Source organism: Vibrio sp. ArtGut-C1, assembly GCF_002105475.1.
GTDB lineage: Bacteria > Pseudomonadota > Gammaproteobacteria > Enterobacterales > Vibrionaceae > Vibrio > Vibrio diabolicus.
Map to the genome: position 1 here is coordinate 12,631 of NZ_NCTH01000009.1, position 18,917 is coordinate 31,547.

Annotated in this window: 14 protein-coding genes; 7 read left to right on the forward strand and 7 right to left on the reverse strand. The window is 43.8% G+C overall.

The genetic code is table 11. From position 1 onward, the window contains the following. Positions 1-8: 8 nt before the first annotated feature. Positions 9-887 (reverse strand): transcriptional regulator, encoded by an 879-nt coding sequence (locus B7360_RS09935; RefSeq protein WP_005393065.1) that lies wholly within the window; start codon positions 885-887, stop codon positions 9-11. A gap of 271 nt (positions 888-1,158) precedes the next feature. Between B7360_RS09935 and htpG the strand changes: the two genes are divergently transcribed. The 3 genes from htpG (at position 1,159) to hemH (ending at position 5,161) form a co-directional block, all read left to right on the forward strand. Continuing rightward, the gene (htpG, locus tag B7360_RS09940) at positions 1,159-3,063 is read left to right on the forward strand and encodes a molecular chaperone HtpG (RefSeq protein WP_085343420.1); all 1,905 of its coding nucleotides are present in this window, start codon (positions 1,159-1,161) and stop codon (positions 3,061-3,063) included. A 321-nt stretch (positions 3,064-3,384) separates the two neighbouring features. Further along, on the forward strand, positions 3,385-4,029 hold the full coding sequence (gene adk, locus B7360_RS09945; RefSeq protein WP_005393061.1) for an adenylate kinase: 645 nt from the start codon (positions 3,385-3,387) through the stop codon (positions 4,027-4,029). Positions 4,030-4,198: 169 nt separating this feature from the next. Then, positions 4,199-5,161 carry a ferrochelatase gene (hemH, locus tag B7360_RS09950; protein ID WP_085343421.1) on the forward strand — a complete coding sequence of 321 codons (963 nt, stop codon included), beginning with the start codon at positions 4,199-4,201 and terminating at the stop codon, positions 5,159-5,161. Positions 5,162-5,208: 47 nt separating this feature from the next. Here hemH and B7360_RS09955 read toward each other — a convergent pair whose 3' ends face one another. Then, a complete protein-coding gene (locus B7360_RS09955) occupies positions 5,209-6,597 on the reverse strand; it encodes a peptide MFS transporter (protein WP_005393058.1) in 1,389 nt (462 codons plus the stop codon). Positions 6,598-6,931: 334 nt separating this feature from the next. Between B7360_RS09955 and rfaH the strand changes: the two genes are divergently transcribed. Beyond that, positions 6,932-7,432 (forward strand): transcription/translation regulatory transformer protein RfaH, encoded by a 501-nt coding sequence (rfaH, locus tag B7360_RS09960; protein WP_005393056.1) that lies wholly within the window; start codon positions 6,932-6,934, stop codon positions 7,430-7,432. 146 nt (positions 7,433-7,578) lie between these two features. Here rfaH and asnB read toward each other — a convergent pair whose 3' ends face one another. The 4 genes from asnB to nagA form a co-directional block, all read right to left on the reverse strand. Continuing rightward, complete coding sequence (gene asnB, locus B7360_RS09965; RefSeq protein WP_005393054.1) at positions 7,579-9,243, reverse strand: asparagine synthase B; 1,665 nt, start codon at positions 9,241-9,243, stop codon at positions 7,579-7,581. A 230-nt stretch (positions 9,244-9,473) separates the two neighbouring features. Then, a complete protein-coding gene (locus B7360_RS09970; RefSeq protein ID WP_006742714.1) occupies positions 9,474-11,063 on the reverse strand; it encodes a cation:proton antiporter family protein in 1,590 nt (529 codons plus the stop codon). Between the two features lie 81 nt (positions 11,064-11,144). Beyond that, positions 11,145-12,359 (reverse strand): ROK family protein, encoded by a 1,215-nt coding sequence (locus B7360_RS09975; RefSeq protein ID WP_005393050.1) that lies wholly within the window; start codon positions 12,357-12,359, stop codon positions 11,145-11,147. 2 nt (positions 12,360-12,361) lie between these two features. Then, entirely contained in the window at positions 12,362-13,498 is a 1,137-nt protein-coding gene (gene nagA, locus B7360_RS09980) for an N-acetylglucosamine-6-phosphate deacetylase (RefSeq protein ID WP_047009534.1), read from the reverse strand. A 489-nt stretch (positions 13,499-13,987) separates the two neighbouring features. Between nagA and nagE the strand changes: the two genes are divergently transcribed. After that, a complete protein-coding gene (gene nagE, locus B7360_RS09985) occupies positions 13,988-15,559 on the forward strand; it encodes an N-acetylglucosamine-specific PTS transporter subunit IIBC (protein ID WP_085343422.1) in 1,572 nt (523 codons plus the stop codon). Positions 15,560-15,794: 235 nt separating this feature from the next. Continuing rightward, positions 15,795-17,465, forward strand: a complete 1,671-nt coding sequence (glnS, locus tag B7360_RS09990) for a glutamine--tRNA ligase (protein ID WP_085343423.1) — start codon at positions 15,795-15,797, stop codon at positions 17,463-17,465. Between the two features lie 289 nt (positions 17,466-17,754). On the opposite strand, the gene fcrX is transcribed toward glnS, so the two are convergent. Continuing rightward, on the reverse strand, positions 17,755-18,204 hold the full coding sequence (gene fcrX / locus B7360_RS09995) for a ferric iron uptake transcriptional regulator FcrX (protein ID WP_005382141.1): 450 nt from the start codon (positions 18,202-18,204) through the stop codon (positions 17,755-17,757). 200 nt (positions 18,205-18,404) lie between these two features. Between fcrX and B7360_RS10000 the strand changes: the two genes are divergently transcribed. Further along, entirely contained in the window at positions 18,405-18,908 is a 504-nt protein-coding gene (locus tag B7360_RS10000; RefSeq protein WP_085343424.1) for a DUF4442 domain-containing protein, read from the forward strand. Positions 18,909-18,917: the final 9 nt, after the last annotated feature.

Below are 18,917 nucleotides of genomic sequence, written 5' to 3' on the forward strand. Positions count from 1 at the left end.
TGGCCTCCTTATTTACAGATATCGGTTGGGTCATTTTGACCTGCGAAAATACGCAATGTCACGTTCTCATATGAATGTTGACTGTCATGAATGTAGTTCAGAATCAGCTGATTGTTCTGGCCACCTGTAGCAATCACTTCTACCGGCATTGAATCTTCTGCATGGTATTTTACGTAGCGTTCAATGCACTGCTCAATGGACGGCAACCAACTATTGATTTGCGGGTGGTTCACTGGCGTCATCACAGGTACATTTTGATACTCACCAATCTGACGGAATTGGGATTCTGCAGGATTGGTGAATAGCAATACACAAATAGGAAGCAGTAGAGACAAAAGAACGATCATACGCGGCAGCCAGTTATTAGTGTTAGCTGCTGGTTTTGGCTGTGCCTTAGGTAGTTCTACTTGAGGCTCTACTTCAGTCGTGGTGTCTGCCGCCGCTTCTGTTGACGGCGCGTCACTTGTTTCTATTTCCGCAGCGTGCGCTTCATTTTCAGAAGTGGCTTCTTCAACGTCAGTATTAGAGTCAGCAGATAATGGGCTTAAGCGTTCCACTGAACAAATGAGTTGATAACCGCGTTTAGGAACCGTTTTAACAAACTCTGGAGATTTTGTTGAGTCCTTCAACATCTTACGCAGAGTAGAGATCGCTTGAGTCAGGCTTGAGTCATCCACCTCAAAACCTTGCTCACGCCAAACAAACTCGTGAAGCTCGTTACGGGTTAAAACTTCGTTTGGTCTCTCTGCCAACATCAGAAGTATACGGCTTTCGTTGCTTCCTAATCGTACAACGTCGTTGCCGTTTTGTTGGTCAGCGAGCGAATTACTATTTGGATCAAAGGTGAACCTTTGAGCAAGTAGAAATTTGGTGCCGATGTTAGTCATTTAGTTCTTCTTAGATGGATGATGTTGTAATTATAGTGATTTATGTCACAAAATTACCGAAGCGCATGGAGTGCGCACGACATTTTAGATGCTTTTAGGCTGGTAGGATAATTAAATTTTTCTAAAAAAACACCGTTTTTAGCAATATTGACCTTGAATTTACATTTGTCAGCCACATGTTAAATGACATCTCAGTAAGGTAATTTCAAGGGGAAAGTCACAAACTTATCTCCATGAAAAAGCCAATTAGTTTAGATGTTATGGAGCACACATGAGCGAAACCGTATCTCAAAACAAAGAAACTCGTGGTTTTCAATCAGAAGTAAAACAACTACTGCATTTAATGATCCATTCTCTTTATTCAAATAAAGAGATCTTTTTGCGCGAGCTGATTTCTAACGCATCAGATGCATCGGACAAGCTGCGCTTCCAAGCGCTATCTAACCCAGACTTATATGAAGGTAATGCAGATCTTTGCGTGAAACTGTCGTTTGATGAAAGCGCAAATACCTTAACCATTTCTGATAACGGTATCGGTATGAGCCGCGATGATGTGATCGAGCACCTAGGTACGATTGCAAAATCCGGGACCGCAGAGTTTTTCTCGAAACTGTCTGAAGAGCAGAGCAAAGACTCTCAGCTTATTGGTCAGTTTGGTGTTGGTTTCTACTCGGCGTTTATCGTTGCTGATGCCGTCACCGTACGTACTCGTGCTGCGGGCCTAGCCGCTGATGAAGCAGTACAATGGCACTCAGCCGGTGAAGGTGAGTACACCATCGAAAACATCACTAAAGAATCGCGTGGTACTGACATCATTCTTCATATGCGTGAAGAAGGTAAAGAATTCCTAAATGAATGGCGTCTACGTGATGTGATCAGTAAGTACTCGGATCACATTGGCATCCCAGTTTCAATCCAAACTGTTGTTCGCGATGACGAAGGCAAAGAAACGGATGAGAAGAAGTGGGAGCAAATCAACAAAGCTCAAGCACTGTGGACGCGTAATAAATCGGATATCTCAGATGAAGAGTATCAAGAGTTCTACAAGCACGTATCACATGACTTTGCCGATCCATTGGTTTGGAGCCATAACCGTGTAGAAGGTAAAAACGATTACACGAGCTTGCTTTACATCCCATCTAAAGCGCCATGGGATATGATGAACCGCGACCACAAATCAGGCTTGAAACTGTACGTACAACGCGTGTTCATTATGGACGATGCAGAGCAGTTCATGCCGTCTTACCTACGTTTTGTACGAGGTTTAATAGACTCCAATGATCTGCCACTTAACGTATCGCGTGAGATCTTACAAGATAACAAAGTGACTCAGTCTCTACGTAATGCTTGTACTAAGCGTGTGCTAACGATGTTAGAGCGCATGGCTAAGAATGATGAAGAGAAATACAAATCATTCTGGAAAGAGTTTGGTCTTGTGATGAAAGAGGGTCCGGCAGAAGACTTCGCAAACAAAGAGAAAGTTGCAGGCCTATTGCGCTTTGCTTCAACTGAAGTGGATTCTGCGGAGCAAACCGTGGGTCTAGCTGCTTACGTTGAGCGCATGAAAGAAGGTCAAGATAAGATCTACTACTTGACGGCAGACAGCTATGCAGCTGCGAAAAACAGCCCTCACTTAGAGCAGTTCAAAGCGAAAGGCATTGAAGTTATCTTGATGTACGACCGCATTGATGAGTGGCTGATGAACTACTTAACTGAGTTTGACGGCAAGCAGTTCCAGTCAATCACAAAAGCTGGGCTCGATCTAAGTCAGTTTGAAGATGAAGCAGAAAAAGAGAAGCAGAAAGAAACTGAAGAAGAGTTTAAGTCGGTTGTAGAACGCACGAAGTCTTACCTAGGCGATCGTGTGAAAGAAGTTCGTACGACCTTTAAACTCGCGTCTACACCTGCTGTTGTGGTAACGGACGATTACGAAATGGGCACTCAAATGGCGAAGCTTCTTGCAGCGGCGGGTCAGGCAGTGCCAGAAGTGAAGTACATCTTTGAGCTAAACCCTGAGCACGAGCTGGTTAAGCGCATGGCTGACGAAGCGGATGAAGAGGCATTTGGTCGTTGGGTAGAAGTCCTGCTTGGTCAAGCAATGCTTGCAGAGCGAGGCTCAATTGAGGACCCAACGGAGTTCTTAGGAGCTGTTAATAAACTTTTGACTAAGGTGTAATAACCTCAGTACATCAAAAAGCTCGCATTTCGCGAGCTTTTTGTTTGTTGTCGCAAAATTTTGCATCTCAGGTGTTGAGTTAATAATCAATAGGGCGTGAAAGAGGGTATCGTTAACATTCTTTAGTCTTAATACACTCTTTGCGCGGCGAACCTGTGATAGAATCTGCGACTTGAATGTGAGTAATAAGGCGTGTATTTTTGCTCGCCTATATACGTTATACCGAAACTTATCGTTGCGAGTGCTTCTCGGGTTTGGTGTCTAAGAAGCCCAGCTATTGTGAGCTTCGGTATAAATCTTAAATATTAAAGAGGATAAATCATGCGCATCATTCTTCTAGGTGCTCCAGGTGCAGGTAAAGGCACACAAGCAAACTTCATCATGGAAAAATACGGTATTCCACAAATCTCTACTGGTGATATGCTTCGTGCTGCTATCAAAGCAGGTACAGAGCTTGGTAAACAAGCTAAAGCTGTTATCGACGCTGGTCAGCTAGTTTCTGATGAAATCATCCTTGGCCTTATCAAAGAGCGTATCGCTCAAGAAGACTGTGCAAACGGTTTCCTACTGGATGGTTTCCCACGTACTATTCCTCAAGCTGACGGCCTAAAAGAAATGGGCGTTGATGTAGACTACGTTATCGAATTTGACGTTGCAGATGATGTGATTGTTGAGCGTATGGCAGGTCGTCGTGCTCACCTTCCTTCTGGTCGTACTTACCACGTTGTTTACAACCCACCTAAAGTGGAAGGTAAAGATGACGTAACTGGTGAAGATCTTGTTGTTCGTGATGACGACAAAGAAGAAACAGTACGTGCACGTCTAGGTGTTTACCACGAGCAAACTGCACCACTAATCAACTACTACGGTAAAGAAGCTGAAGCAGGCAACACTAAATACCTTAAGTTTGATGGTACTAAGCAAGTAGCTGAAGTTAGTGCAGATATCGAGAAAGCACTTTCTTAATTTGCTGAAGTCAAAAATTTAATATTTTGATATATTGAAAGCGACCCAAGTGGTCGCTTTTTTTAGTTTACTCGTAAACATATATCTAAATAACTTCAAGCTGCAGCGATGCAGCGCTGTGAGGCTATTTAAGTATATGAACCAAGCCGTTTACCATGAATAGGATGTTATGAAAGAGAATAATAAACAGGGTGTACTACTAGTGAACCTGGGTACTCCTGACGCACCAACCGCTCCTGCCGTAAAGCGCTTTTTAAGTCAGTTTCTTCATGATCACCGAGTGGTAGACATGACTCGATGGCTTTGGTGTCCGCTATTGCACGGCGTTATCCTTCCAATCCGAGCTCCCAAGGTTGCTAAACTCTATCAATCAGTTTGGATGGAAGAGGGCTCGCCACTGATGGTGTACTCTAAGCGTCAAACAGAAAAGTTGGCTCAAAAGCTTGATATGCCAGTCGAACTTGGCATGACTTATGGAAATCCAAGTTTGCAATCAGGTTTTGAAGCGCTGTTGGCTCAAGGGGTAGGGGAAGTCATCGTTTTACCTTTGTATCCGCAATACTCGGGCACAACAACGGCAGCGGTTTCTGACGGAATCACTAAAGCGTTTAAAAACCTGCCCGTGATACCGGGCTTTAGCTTTATTCGGGATTACTACAATCACCCGAAATACATTGAAGCGTTAGCGCATTCAGTTCGTGAACATTGGCAAGAGTATGGTAAGGGAGACTACTTGCTATGTTCTTATCACGGTATTCCAAAACGTTACGCTGATAATGGAGATGTTTACCCTCAGCACTGTGAAGAAACGACTCGCTTACTCGCTGAAGCGTTAGGGTTAAACGAGCAACAGATAGGTATGACGTATCAGTCTCGATTTGGCCGAGAAGAGTGGTTACAGCCCTATACCGATAAAACCCTAGAGGCACTTCCTGCAAAAGGGGTAAAAAATATCAATGTAGTGACACCAGCATTCTCTTCGGATTGTTTAGAAACGTTGGAAGAGATCTCGGAAGAGTGTAAAGAGATTTTCCTTGAAGCAGGTGGTGAAAGCTTTACTTACATTCCTTGTTTGAACGATAGTGAGCTTCATATAGAAATGATGGCTGAGTTAGTTCACTCTAAGCTTTAGGTACAAAAAGGGTCGCAAAAGCGACCCTTTCATTTTTTGTAGAGCGATTAAGCGACTTGTACTTGCTGCTCTTCTACTTGTTCTGCTGTGCTGTGAGTATTCTCTGCACCATGCATCCAGCGAACGAGCGTATTCGAGAACAGAAGTAGGATGACACCACTCACGGTAGCACTGACTGCAATGCCACTAAAGATAGCCATTGCGCCCAATTCTCCTACGTGAGATCCCACATAGCCCGCAACGTAGTTTGCAATCGCATTGCAGCCAAACCATGCACCCATCATGAGTGAAGCTAAGCGAAGCGGTGCTAACTTGGTCACCAGTGAAAGACCAATTGGAGATAAGCACAGTTCGCCCAATGTATGGAAGAAGAAAGCACCCACCAGCCACAACATTGATGTTTTTACCGTTGTGTCTCCACCTTGTTCTAGCACAGCGCCAACCATACATAGGAAGCCAATTGCCAAGAAAAATAGTGCCATTGCAAATTTCACTGGCGACGTAGGTTCGCGTTTACCCAGTTTTACCCAAAGGACCGCTAGAACCGGTGCTAGGGTAATAATGAAAAATGGGTTTAGCGATTGGAACCACGCAGCAGGTACTTCAAAGCCACCAATCATACGATCAGTATATTGTTGAGTGTAGATGTTCATCAGGCCACCGGCCTGCTCAAAGCCAGCCCAGAAGACGATAGTGAATAAGCTCATGACCAAAATTACTTTTAGTCGGTTTACTTCTTCTTTCGTTAAGGGTTGCTTCGTGGTTGAGTTTTTGTTGCTTAGATCTCGTTTTGCTGCGGGCTCGCGACCGATGTCACCAAGCCAAGACTGAGCTAGCACCATTTGCATCACTAGGCTAATAATCATACCTACACCTGCGGCCACAAAACCAGCTTTCCAACCGTACGAGGTTGTCACAGAGCCAGAAACGACGCCGGCAAGTAACGCACCTAAGTTGATACCCATATAAAAGATAGTGAATGCGCCGTCACGACGGTTGTCACCCTCTTTATATAAATCGCCAACCATGGTTGAGATATTCGGCTTAAAGAGGCCGTTACCAGTGATAAGCAGACCAAGACCTAAATAGAAACTGTGTAGCGAACCAATACCCAGAGCGTCAGCAGGAAGTGCGAGTGTAAACTGGCCGATAGCCATTAACGCGCCACCAAGCAAAATTGAACGGCGTTGACCTAGATAGTTATCCGCTAAGTAACCTCCGATGAGAGGTGTGATATACACAAGACCAGTATAAATACCGTATAGGTCTAGTGCGTCTTTAGTTGACCAGCCAAGGCCGCCATTCATCGTTGTATCTGTAAGGTAAAGTACTAGAATGGCGCGCATTGCGTAGTAAGAAAAGCGTTCCCACAGTTCAGTACCGAACAATAAGAACAAGCCACGAGGGTGGCCGAAATATTGATGTTGGTTTGACATAAGCTCTTCTAATAATAGTTATTACATTTTTTAACGACTTCTACGTATACATTGCAATTTAATGAGTGACAAACAATAAAATTTTGCATTACGACTAAAGTTGCTTGTTAAGTGACTGTTTTTGGGTGAATTTGCAGATGATATGATGGTGTGTTGGCTGTGTTACAAACTTAATTTCCATTTTTGTCTATGGACTTCTTCTCGTAAGCTATTGAAAAGATATCGTTAATGCGAGCGATGTATAATCATACTTTTATAGATAAACTGAATGTCAATGACTCAACTTTGGCTTAATGCTAGGATAAAAACAAAATAGAATTGGCTAGTAAAAAAGATGAAACGTTGGTATCTACTTTATTGTAAACGTGGGGAGCAGGTTAGGGCGAAACAGCACCTTGAAAACCAAGGTGTAGAGTGCTTTTATCCAACTGTAGAAGTTGAGAAGATTTTGCGCGGGAAAAGACAAAAAGTCGAAGAGCCGCTGTTTCCTTGTTATGTGTTTGCTTACTTTGATTATGAACAGGGACCTAACTTCACCTCAGTCCGCTCCACTCGAGGGGTTGTTGATTTCGTGCGTTTTGGTGCTCAACCGAAAGAAGTCCAAGGTGACTTAGTCTTTGAATTGATGCAGCTAGAAAAATGCTGTAATGAAAATACCGCTTCTGAGTGTATGCCAAAACCAGGTGATCAAATCCGAGTTAAGAGCGGTCAGTTTGCAGGTATAGATGCTATCTTCCAAGAGCAAGATGGTGAGAAACGCTCAATCATGTTAGTGCAGATGATCACTAAACGAGTGCCTGTCAGCATTGACAACAGCGATTTAGACTTGAAATAGCTAATGCGTACAAACAAAAAAAGAGGTGCTTTGGCACCTCTTTTTTAATCTTGCTGGTGATCACCAGCAGTGGGACGCTGTTTAGCGAGCTTAGCAAAACAACGATGATTACCGATTAGGTAGGGCATGACACCCTACTTAGTCGCTTAGTAAGCGTCGTTATGGACGGTTTGCACCGCACGACCTGACGGGTCTACACAGTTTTGGAATGACTCATCCCATTCAATCGCTTTCGCTGATGAACAAGCTACTGAAGGACCACCTGGCACACACTCAGCCGCTGAAGGTAGTGGGAACAGCTCTTCAAAGATTTCTCGGTACACGTAACCTTCTTTGGTGGTTGGCGTGTTGTATGGGAAGCGGTATTGAGCCGTTTCCATCTGCTGATCCGTCACTTTTTGCTCTGCGACTTCTTTCAACGTATCAATCCAGCTGTAACCTACGCCATCAGAGAACTGCTCTTTTTGACGCCATGCGATCGACTCTGGCAAGTAATGCTCAAAACACTCGCGTAGAATGTGTTTTTCCATTTTGCCGTTGCCACACATCTTATCTGCTGGGTTTAGGCGCATTGCAACATCAATAAACTCTTTATCAAGGAACGGTACTCGGCCTTCAACCCCCCATGCCGCTAGCGATTTGTTTGCGCGCGCGCAGTCAAACATGTTCAGAGCAAGCAGCTTACGTACTGTTTCTTCGTGGAACTCTTTCGCGTTTGGTGCTTTGTGGAAATATAGGTAACCACCAAAGATCTCATCTGCACCTTCACCAGAAAGTACCATCTTAATGCCCATCGCTTTGATCTTGCGACCCATTAAGAACATAGGTGTGGATGCGCGGATGGTGGTCACATCGTACGTTTCGATGTGGTAAATCACGTCGCGAATCGCGTCGAGACCTTCTTGAATTGTATAAGTCATTTCATGGTGAACGGTACCGATTTGGTCGGCAACTTCGCGAGCGGCTTTCAGGTCAGGCGCGCCTTCTAGGCCAACAGCAAAAGAGTGCAGTTGTGGCCACCAAGCTTCTGACTTTTCATCGTCTTCAATTCGCATTGCAGCAAAACGTTTAGCCACAGCAGAGGTGATGGATGAATCTAAACCACCTGATAGTAAAACACCGTATGGAACATCCGTCATTAGTTGGCGTTTAACCGCTGCTTCTAGCGCTTCAGTCAGTTCTTCTTTGCTGGTGGTGTTACCTTGAACGGCAGCGTATTCGTTCCAGTCACGAACATAGTAACGCGTTGGCTCGGCATCTTTTGAACTGTAGTAGCTACCTGGAGGGAACTCGCTCACTGTTTTACATACTGGAACAAGTGCCTTCATCTCTGATGCAACATAGTAGTTGCCATGCTCATCATGACCTTGATAAAGAGGGATAATGCCAATGTGGTCGCGACCGACTAAGTATTCGTCTTTTTCTTCATCGTACAGAACAAAAGCGAAAATACCGTTTAGTTCTTCAAGGAGATCTGCACCCATATCTTGGTACAGTGCAAGAATGACTTCACAGTCTGAATCGGTTTGAAACTCGTATTTTCCTTCGTAACGAGCACGAATTTCTTTATGGTTGTAGATTTCACCATTGACTGCAAGGATGAGCTTTTTATCAGGGCTGTATAGCGGTTGTGCACCACTATTTAGACCAACAATCGCCAAGCGCTCATGCGCTAAAATAGCACGCTCTGAAGAGTAAATCCCAGACCAGTCAGGGCCACGATGACGAAGTTTTTTCGACATTTCTAATGCGATAGGGCGCAATGCGGCTGCATCGCTTTTAATGTCTAAAATGCCAAATACTGAACACATACTACATCCTTACTAAACTAAATAATTTCTAATCGGTATGGCTTCAATTTGCCATTACTAGTAAAAAAAGCAACGTTTTGTGATTATAAAAATGATAAAAAGCCTTGTTGTATAAATATTATTTAATTTAATGGCTGGTTTGGTGAATGGAATCAAGGTTTGGTATAAAAACCATACAAAAAAGCCTTTCTATTGATAGAAAGGCTTTTAAAAAATATTAGTATGGTTGCTTATTTTATTGGTGTGAACTGAGGTTCAAGTTGTTTACACACATGTCGAGCAAAACCGCTACCTGCTTCACTGTATATATTGAATGCGGCGTCAACTCCGCTTTCCAGCAAACCTTCTAACTGATCTGGGTACTCGGCGATAGCAGCTATTTGCCCTTTATATTTTCTGCGTTTAAGCTGCTCAAGTGCGGTTTGGTTACCTTGATGATGGGGCATGGCAAGCAGCACCAGTTTGACATGACCTGTATCTAAAATTCGTTCCCAAAAATCTGGGTCTGTGGCATCGCCAGCGATCACGTTTCTTCCCTCTGAACGGTGCTGATGTGCTGCATCTTCACGAATTTCTATGCCTAGTGAAATTTTGCCATAGCGCGCACGTAATTCATCATAGGCCCCTGTCCCGATGCGACCCATGCCTAAGATCAATACCTGGGCATGCCCAGGGTTAATGAGTTGGTCACGCTGGTTAAGCTTTTCTGCGGCTGTCTCTTGCAGCCACTTGCCGGAGTGTTGATAAATTTTGTGGCTAAGGCGGTTAAGTGGCGCAGAAATAATAAAGGACACAGACACCGCAACCGCAATCGCAGCGAGCATATCGCTTGGCATCCAGCCCATTTTATAGGCCAACCCTGCGACTATAAGGCCAAACTCACTGTAGTTGAACAGCGATAAAGAGGCGAGCAAAGAGGTACGTACTCGAAACTTAAAGTGATTAATCGTGACGAAGTACAAAAGCCCTTTTATTGGCAACAGTAAGATAAATAGTAGGGCGAGTACGACGCCATTGACGCTCAATGAAGCGGACAAGCCAATGTTTAAAAAGAAGCAGACTAAGAACAGCTCCTTCATATTGAATAGCGATTTGGATAGCTCTGAAGCTTTAGGGTGGCCAGCGAGTAGCATGCCTAAAATCAGCGCGCCCAAGTCTGGTTTCATTCCGACCAGTTCGAATAGCCCTGCCCCAACAACAAGCGCGAAGAAAATACCGAACAGCACCAGCATTTCGCCGTGGCCAACTTTATCTAACAGTTTATAGAATAGTGGACGAAGGAAAGGCAATGCGAACAAACCAATGGCATACCATTCTGGGACTTTTCCGGTTGAAGCAGTCAGGAATACCACGGCAAAAATATCTTGCATAACCAAGATACCGATCGCGAGTGTGCCGTAGGTCGCGTTCATTTCCCCTTTTTCTTGCAATGCTTTTACGGCAAAAACGGTACTGGAGAACGATAGTGCAAACGCTAAAAGTAGGATTTGACCGCTATCCATACTGGCGAGCGAAGTTAAGCCCAGTAGTTTTAAACCTGATAGCGCTAGTGCAAAAAAAGCGGTAGACAGTATGTTGTGGGCGGTCGCTCCTCCCCATATTTCTTTGGACAGTAGCGTTTTGACATCAAGTTTGAGTCCGATCGTGAATAAAAGAAGAGTGACACCAAGATCTGCAAGAGTGACGATAACGTCATTGCTTTGATAGCCAAATGCATGCAAACCAAATCCTGCCAGTAGAAAACCAACGAGGGGAGGGAGGCTACATTTAAGCGCAATAAAGCCAGCTAAAAAAGCTGTTGTAATTAGAATAATTTCCATACTGTTGAGCTGTATTCCTGATATACAAAAACGGGCTGTGAAAACACAGCCCGAGATTGTAACTCAATTAGTTGTATAAACTTAGTCTTCAAGTAACTTTTGTAACAAAACTCCGTTTAGCATTGCGCGTTTAATCATCGCAAATGCGCCCATCGTTGGCTGCTTATCAATGTGTGAAGCCACGATAGGAAGGTCGTTATGGAAAGTTTTGAGAGATTGATTTTCGACATTGCGTTGAATTGCAGGGAAGACTATGTCTTGTGCGGCAGTAATGTCGCCCGCAATGACAATTTTCTGAGGATTAAACAAGTTAACGGTAATTGCAATCGCTTTACCTAACTGGTTACCCACTCGCACTAAACTCTGCTTTGCAAGTTCGTCACCATCCATTGCATGCTGACACACTGCTTCAATCGTGATGTTTTCAAGGTCAGTCAAACTTGACTCATAGCCTTGAGCAATCAGTTGTTTTACTCGTTGGATAATGGCTGGGTTCGCTGCTACGGTTTCTAAGCAACCAAAGTTCCCACATTGGCACTGTTCACCAAGCGGATCGATTTGGATATGACCAATTTCACCGACGTTGCGGTTAAAACCAAGAAAAACCTGGCCGTTAACGATAATACCTGCGCCAGTACCGCGGTGAACGCTAACTAAAATGGAGTCCTGACAGTCTTGGCTTGCCCCAAAGTAGTGCTCCGCTAACGCCATGCCACGTACGTCATTCCCAACAAAGCATGCGGTATTAAACTTCTCTCCAACAATTTCACCCAGCGCCAGATTATCGATATCGGTATTCGGCATGTACTCAACTACGCCTGTTGTTGGGTTTACAAGGCCCGGTAGCGTAATACCAATTGCGATGAGCTGATCAATTTTGTCTTCGCAACGGTTTACGAATTCTTTAAGTAAATCGATAAGCCCAGCGATCAAGTCAGCTTGGTTGGTGTAATGCAATTCGTGTTGATCTTCCGCAAGTGCAGTGCCACCTAAATCGTACAAACAAAATTGTACGTAATCTCGACCTAAACGAACCGCAATAGAGTGAAAGGGTTTGACTTCGGTGGTCAGAGAGATTGCACGACGACCACCAGTTGAAGCTTGCTGGGCGACCTCTTTAATAAGGCCGCGCTCTAAAAGTTGGCGGGTTATTTTGGTAACACTAGCAGGTGCGAGCTGGCTCACATCTGCGACTTGAATACGGGAGATAGGACCTTGCTGATCAATCAGCCTATATACCGCAGCGCTGTTAAGCTGTTTTACTAAATCTACATTACCAATCTGTCCGCCATTCATGCTTAATTTTGCTCGTATTGTCCGTTAACAACCGTCGCTTTTACTTTGAAGTCACGATCGAAAATGGTTAGGTTTGCAACCATCCCTTTTCGAACTCGGCCAAGGCGATCCTCAACACCAATTGCAGTTGCTGGGTATAACGTGGCCATTCGTAGAGCTTCGTCTAAAGCGATCCCCGCGTGCTCAACTGAATTCTGAACTGCTTCTATCATTGTCAAAGCTGAGCCGCCTAGTGTGCCGTTTTCATCAACACACTTACCATCTCGGTAATATACTTTCTTACCGACAAAAATAAAGTGATCAATGTTAGCACCTGCTGGAGCTGTGGCATCCGTCACCAAAACAAGCTTTTCACCTTTGATTTTATGAGCAATTCGGATGTTTGCGTAGTCTACGTGGAAACCATCAGCAATAATGCCAGCATAAACGTCAGGCGTATCATAAATTGCACCAACAACTCCAGGTTCACGACCAACCATAGGTGTCATCGCATTAAATAGGTGTGTGGCAAAAGTAATACCTGCTTCAAAGCCTTTACGCGCTTCGGCGTAGGTCGCATTTGTATGACCAATAGAAACTACGATGCCGGCTGCTTTTAATCGTGCAATATGCTCTGGATCGTTTTGCTCTGGTGCAAGCGTTACTTTAGCGATGATATCGGCGTTTGCGCAGATCAGATCAATCATGCTTTCATCTGACGGGCGAATAAAATCGACGTTGTGGATACCTTTTTTCGCGACGTTAAGATAAGGGCCTTCTAGGTGTAGACCAAGTGATTGGTTTTGATATTGGTTATGATATTCACGAGCGGCAGAAATTGCAGTTCGCATATCTTCGTCTGATGAAGTAATGAGCGTTGGTAAGAAGCTAGTACAGCCGGACTTGAGGTTTGCTTCGTGCATGATTTGCATGGTTTCCGGTGTGATTGCATCGTTTAGCATTACACCGCCACAGCCATTCAGTTGCAGGTCGATAAAGCCCGGACTTAGGTTTGCGCCTGCGAGGTCTTTCACTTCGATGCCCTGAGGTAGCTCTGCAACCGGCACAATAGATTGAATAAGGTCGTTTTCGATGATGACCGCATGATCGGTAAGAACATCACTACCGGTATAAATTTTACAGTTACTTAGCGCGTACATAGTCAGCTAGTCCTTATAGATGAGAATTCAATTTCTATATCGTTACCTAAGTGGAGACTGCTTTAGTCATATGGGTACTTAGTTTGTATCACTGAATTAGATAACGAGTCACATACAGCAAGTCGCGTTTTATCGATGTTATTGTCATAGTAACTAACTGAAAAGTAATAATTGTATGGTTTTTTATGATTCTTTTTCAGAGCAAAGTTACAGTGATTTACCCGCCTAGATACCAAAATAACACTGATTCTGCCTTGCATAAAGTGCGAGAATATTATCTTTAAAACGCCATTTTTTCGTATAATAAAATAAGTTTTATGATCTCGCTAGCAAAAACCTTCCGAAAGGGCAAATTGTGGTGATTATGATCACAAACGGTGAGCTTTTAATTTGCGGAGCAAAATTAATGTCATAAACTGAGGATGACTAAATTGGACGACTGAAATAAGTCATTCAACATAACATCTAATCCTATAGGGGGAACTTAAGGTGAATATTCTCGGATACGCGCAGAAGTTAGGTAAAGCTCTTATGCTTCCTATTGCGACTTTGCCAATCGCAGGCTTGTTACTGCGCTTGGGCCAGCCGGATGTTTTTGACATCGCATTTATGGCACAAGCAGGTAACTCAATCTTTTCTAACCTTCCATTGTTGTTTGGCCTTGGTATTGCGATCGGTCTATCTAAAGACGGTCAAGGTGCAGCTGGCCTTGCTGGTGCAGTTGCGTACTTTGTACTGACAGCGACAGCGTCAACAATTGATGCATCAGTAAACATGTCGTTCTTTGGTGGTATCATCGCAGGTATTATTGCTGGCCACTCTTACAACGCTTTCCATGCTACACGTCTTCCTGAGTGGCTTGCTTTCTTCTCTGGTAAACGTTTAGTGCCGATTATGGCAGGTCTATTCGCTTTAGTTGCTGGTGCAGTTGGTGGCATTGTATGGCCAACAATTCAAGGTGGTCTAGATGCGCTTGCTCATGGCATCTCAACTTCTGGCGCTATTGGTCAGTTTATCTACGGTACACTGAACCGAGCCCTTATTCCTGTAGGTCTACACCACGTACTTAACTCATTCTTCTGGTTTGGTATGGGGTCTTGTCAAGAAGTGCTAGTAACTGGTGCAAATGCTGCGGGTCAAGCGCTTCCTGCTCTACAACAACTGTGTGTTGATCCTGCGCTAGCGAAAACGCTTGTGGCTGGTCAAACTCATACATTTGAATTCGCTAACTCTGTCACTCCTGAAATCACTGCAACAGTGAAGGAAGTAACTGAAACAGTTAAATCTGGTGACCTACACCGTTTCTTCGGCGGCGATAAGAGCGCTGGTGTGTTCATGAACGGTTTCTTCCCAGTAATGATGTTCGGTCTACCTGGTGCGGCGCTTGCTATGTACCTAGCGGCTCCTGCTGAGAAACGCAGCCAAGTTGGTGGTGCATTGTTCTCTGTTGCATTCTGTTCATTCCTAACTGGTATCACAGAGCCTCTAGAGTTCATGTTCGTATTCCTAGCGCCTGCACTATACGCGATTCACGCAGTGTTCACTGGTCTGTCGCTTGTTGTTGCGAACATGCTTGGTACGCTACACGGCTTCACATTCTCAGCTGGTCTAATTGACTACTTGTTGAACTACGGTCTAGCAACTAAACCGCTACTACTTGGTGCAGTTGGTCTTGGCTTTGGTGCTCTATACTTCTTCACATTCAGCTTCGCAATCCGCGCATTCAACTTGAAATCGCCTGGTCGTGAAGATGACGACAGCGAAGCAGCAGCGCCTGCTGGTGAGAAGAAAAGTGGTGACCTAGCTCGCCAATACTTAAAAGTACTTGGCGGTCATGACAACCTAACTTCAATCGACGCATGTATCACTCGACTACGCTTGACGCTAAAAGATCGTTCAGTCGCTGATGAGGAAGTACTGAAGAAATTGGGTGCGAAAGGTGTGGTTAAACTTGGTGAAAACAACCTTCAAGTTATCCTTGGTCCTCTAGCTGAAATCGTTGCTGGCGAAATGAAAGCAATCGGTGCTAATGAAGACCTATCGAATGTAAAACTGCCTTAATTACATCGAACTGATATCTGACTAAGACCTCCCTCGGGAGGTCTTTTTTTGTTTTGGCACTTTGAATCTGCTGTGCTTTCGCACTAACTCGATAAATATTGTCGTTTTAGCGCGAGTTCTTGTTGTCTAATTGCTTAGAATTGTGGATCATTAGAAACAATGTACTCTGCAAAACCATACTTGGATGCAGAGTTCCGTTTTCTCTGACAATACTAATATTTTTGAGGTGCTATAGATGAGTGAAGCTGATGCTCGTCCATCAAACTTTATTCGCCAGATCATTGATAAAGATCTAGCGGATGGTAAACACACTAGCGTGCATACTCGATTCCCGCCGGAGCCAAATGGCTACCTGCATATCGGTCATGCTAAGTCTATCTGTTTGAACTTCGGTATTGCTCAGGACTACCAGGGTCAATGCAATCTACGTTTCGACGATACGAACCCTGAAAAAGAAGACATCGAATACGTTGAGTCTATCAAGAAAGATGTAAACTGGTTGGGCTTTGAGTGGAGTGGTGAAGTATGTTACTCATCAAACTACTTCGATAAGCTTTACGAATATGCAATTGAATTGATTAACAAAGGCTTAGCGTATGTAGATGAGCTAAGTCCAGAGCAGATTCGTGAATACCGTGGCACGCTAAAGGCGCCAGGTAAACCAAGCCCATACCGTGACCGTTCTGTTGAAGAGAACTTAGCGTTATTTGAAAAAATGCGCGCTGGTGAATTTGAAGAAGGTAAAGCGTGTCTTCGTGCCAAGATTGACATGGGTTCTTCATTCATGGTTATGCGCGATCCAGTTTTATACCGTGTGCGTTTTGCTACCCACCACCAAACTGGTGATAAGTGGTGCATTTACCCAATGTACGACTTCACGCACTGTATCTCTGATGCATTAGAAGGCATTACGCATTCTATCTGTACGCTTGAGTTTATGGATAACCGTCGTCTGTACGACTGGGTTCTGGACAACATCACGATCGAAAGCCGTCCGCATCAATACGAGTTTAGTCGCTTAAACCTTGAGTACACAGTGATGTCTAAACGTAAGCTTAATCAACTCGTCACTGAAAAACTGGTTAACGGTTGGGATGACCCACGTATGCCAACAGTCTCAGGTCTGCGTCGTCGAGGCTTCACGCCAGCATCTATCCGTGAGTTCTGTAAGCGTATTGGTGTAACGAAGCAAGAAAATATGATCGAGTTTAGCTCACTAGAATCTTGTATTCGTGATGACCTAAACGAGAACGCTCCGCGTGCAATGGCTGTGTTGGATCCTGTTAAAGTTGTTATCGAAAACTTTGAAGAAGGTGCAGTAGAAAACTTGACGGTCGCTAATCACCCAAACAAACCAGAGATGGGTGTGCGTGAAGTACCATTCACTCGTGAGTTGTGGATTGAGCGTGAAGACTTCCGTGAAGAGGCGAACAAAAAGTACAAGCGTTTAGTGCTAGGTAAAGAAGTTCGCTTACGTGGTGCTTACGTGATCAAAGCAGAGCGCGTTGAAAAAGATTCCGAAGGCAACATCACGACTATCTTCTGTTCTTACGATGCAGACACACTAGGTAAGAACCCTGCTGATGGCCGTAAAGTAAAAGGTGTGATTCATTGGGTATCAGCTGATAAAGCATTACCAGCGGAAATCCGTCTGTACGATCGTCTATTTACGGTTCCAAACCCGGGTGCAGCAGAAGACTTTGCTTCTACAATCAACCCTGAATCATTAGTTGTGATCAATGGTTTTGTAGAGCCTAGCTTAGCGTCAGCAGAAGCAGAAAAAGGCTACCAGTTTGAGCGTATGGGTTACTTCTGCGCAGACTCGAAAGATTCTTCAGCAGATAAACTAGTATTCAACCGCACGGTTGGCCTACGTGATACTTGGGCAAAAATTGAGAACCAATAATCTCGATTAATGCAAAAATCGATAAAAATGCCAGCAAATGCTGGCATTTTTTTATTCTCATTATCGTAATGCGGCGGTTATAGGTAGTGTAGGGAGTTGCTTAAGAACGAGGGACGTTTGATAAATGTTCGGTTTGGAAGCAAAACAATGATGTTTATTAAGGTTTGAATTGGTAAGTCTAATCGACGCTTTACAAAAGTTGGTACGGCAATTCAGCTATTGAAAGATATCGCCCTCAGAAACAAAAAACGCCAGCATGAGCTGACGTTTATTTTAAATCAACAAACCGTTATTTTTTTGGTTTGTGTGCATCTGGATTGTCTTTACAACCACCATCACTGCACTTGCCGTACAAGTATAAGCTGTGGTTTGTTAGCGTGACATTGTACTTAGCTGCAATCTCTTTTTGACGTTCTTCAATAAGATCGTCAGAAAATTCAATTACCTCACCACAGTCTAGGCACACTAGATGGTCGTGGTGATGTTGAGTCGATAATTCGAAGACTGACTTACCACCTTCAAAGTGGTGACGAGTTACAATACCAGCATCATCGAATTGGTTTAGAACTCGGTAAACAGTTGCTAGGCCAATCTCTTCACCTAGATCAATCAACTTTTTGTACAAATCTTCAGCACTGATGTGCTGGCAGTCTGGCTGCTGAAGTACTTCTAGAATTTTTAGCCTTGGAAGGGTTACTTTTAAACCCGCATCCTTCAGCGCCTGATTATTATCTGACATATACTTTCCCGTTGGATCATCTGCAGCGATTTAACAGAATTCAATCTTCCTACCATTATAGGATAAGCGCTCAGAACATTAAACCACGAACTTCAAAGGGTTAATAGAATCTTTTTGTAAATTAGAAATAGGTCGATTATATTACAGATCTGACCAGTTACAATTATGTAACATTGAGCTTAGAGAGGGCACGGACTGCGATGAATAAGCGACTTGCGAAGATATACAAACCAGGAATTGTAAAATTCGCACTCAATATTTGGCCACCTTTTTGGGGCGCTGGTATTAAAATCTTACATATTTCTGAAGACTTTCGTACCGTCAAGGTGCGTTTGAAACTTCGCTGGTGGAATAAAAACGCCAATCGTACTCAGTATGGTGGCAGTATTTTCTCTTTAACTGATCCCATTTACTCGTTGATGCTGATGGGGATTCTACGCGAGGAGTATTACGTGTTGGATAAAGAGGCGAGTATTAACTTTATTAAGCCAGGGCAAAGTGATTTATTTGCAGAATTTGAGGTCACTGAAGGAATGCTAGAAAACATTTATCAAATGACACGGAATGGAGAAAAGTGTTTTCCTGAATTTATTACCCATGTAAAAGATAAGCAGGGGAATGTGGTTTCAGAGGTTCAACGCAAGCTTTATGTAAGAAAGAAACCTCAGTATCGCGAAGAGGAAGTGCTCACCGATGCTTTGTGAAAATATACA

Coding starts and splice junctions, on each gene's coding strand:
- glnS (WP_085343423.1), top strand. CDS start 15,795: ATGAGTGAAGCTGATGCTCGTCCATCAAACTTTATTCGCCAGATCATT.
- hemH (WP_085343421.1), top strand. CDS start 4,199: ATGAAAGAGAATAATAAACAGGGTGTACTACTAGTGAACCTGGGTACT.
- B7360_RS09935 (WP_005393065.1), bottom strand. CDS start 887: ATGACTAACATCGGCACCAAATTTCTACTTGCTCAAAGGTTCACCTTT.
- B7360_RS09975 (WP_005393050.1), bottom strand. CDS start 12,359: ATGAATGGCGGACAGATTGGTAATGTAGATTTAGTAAAACAGCTTAAC.
- B7360_RS10000 (WP_085343424.1), top strand. CDS start 18,405: ATGAATAAGCGACTTGCGAAGATATACAAACCAGGAATTGTAAAATTC.
- adk (WP_005393061.1), top strand. CDS start 3,385: ATGCGCATCATTCTTCTAGGTGCTCCAGGTGCAGGTAAAGGCACACAA.
- htpG (WP_085343420.1), top strand. CDS start 1,159: ATGAGCGAAACCGTATCTCAAAACAAAGAAACTCGTGGTTTTCAATCA.
- B7360_RS09955 (WP_005393058.1), bottom strand. CDS start 6,597: ATGTCAAACCAACATCAATATTTCGGCCACCCTCGTGGCTTGTTCTTA.
- fcrX (WP_005382141.1), bottom strand. CDS start 18,204: ATGTCAGATAATAATCAGGCGCTGAAGGATGCGGGTTTAAAAGTAACC.
- asnB (WP_005393054.1), bottom strand. CDS start 9,243: ATGTGTTCAGTATTTGGCATTTTAGACATTAAAAGCGATGCAGCCGCA.
- nagA (WP_047009534.1), bottom strand. CDS start 13,498: ATGTACGCGCTAAGTAACTGTAAAATTTATACCGGTAGTGATGTTCTT.
- B7360_RS09970 (WP_006742714.1), bottom strand. CDS start 11,063: ATGGAAATTATTCTAATTACAACAGCTTTTTTAGCTGGCTTTATTGCG.
- rfaH (WP_005393056.1), top strand. CDS start 6,932: ATGAAACGTTGGTATCTACTTTATTGTAAACGTGGGGAGCAGGTTAGG.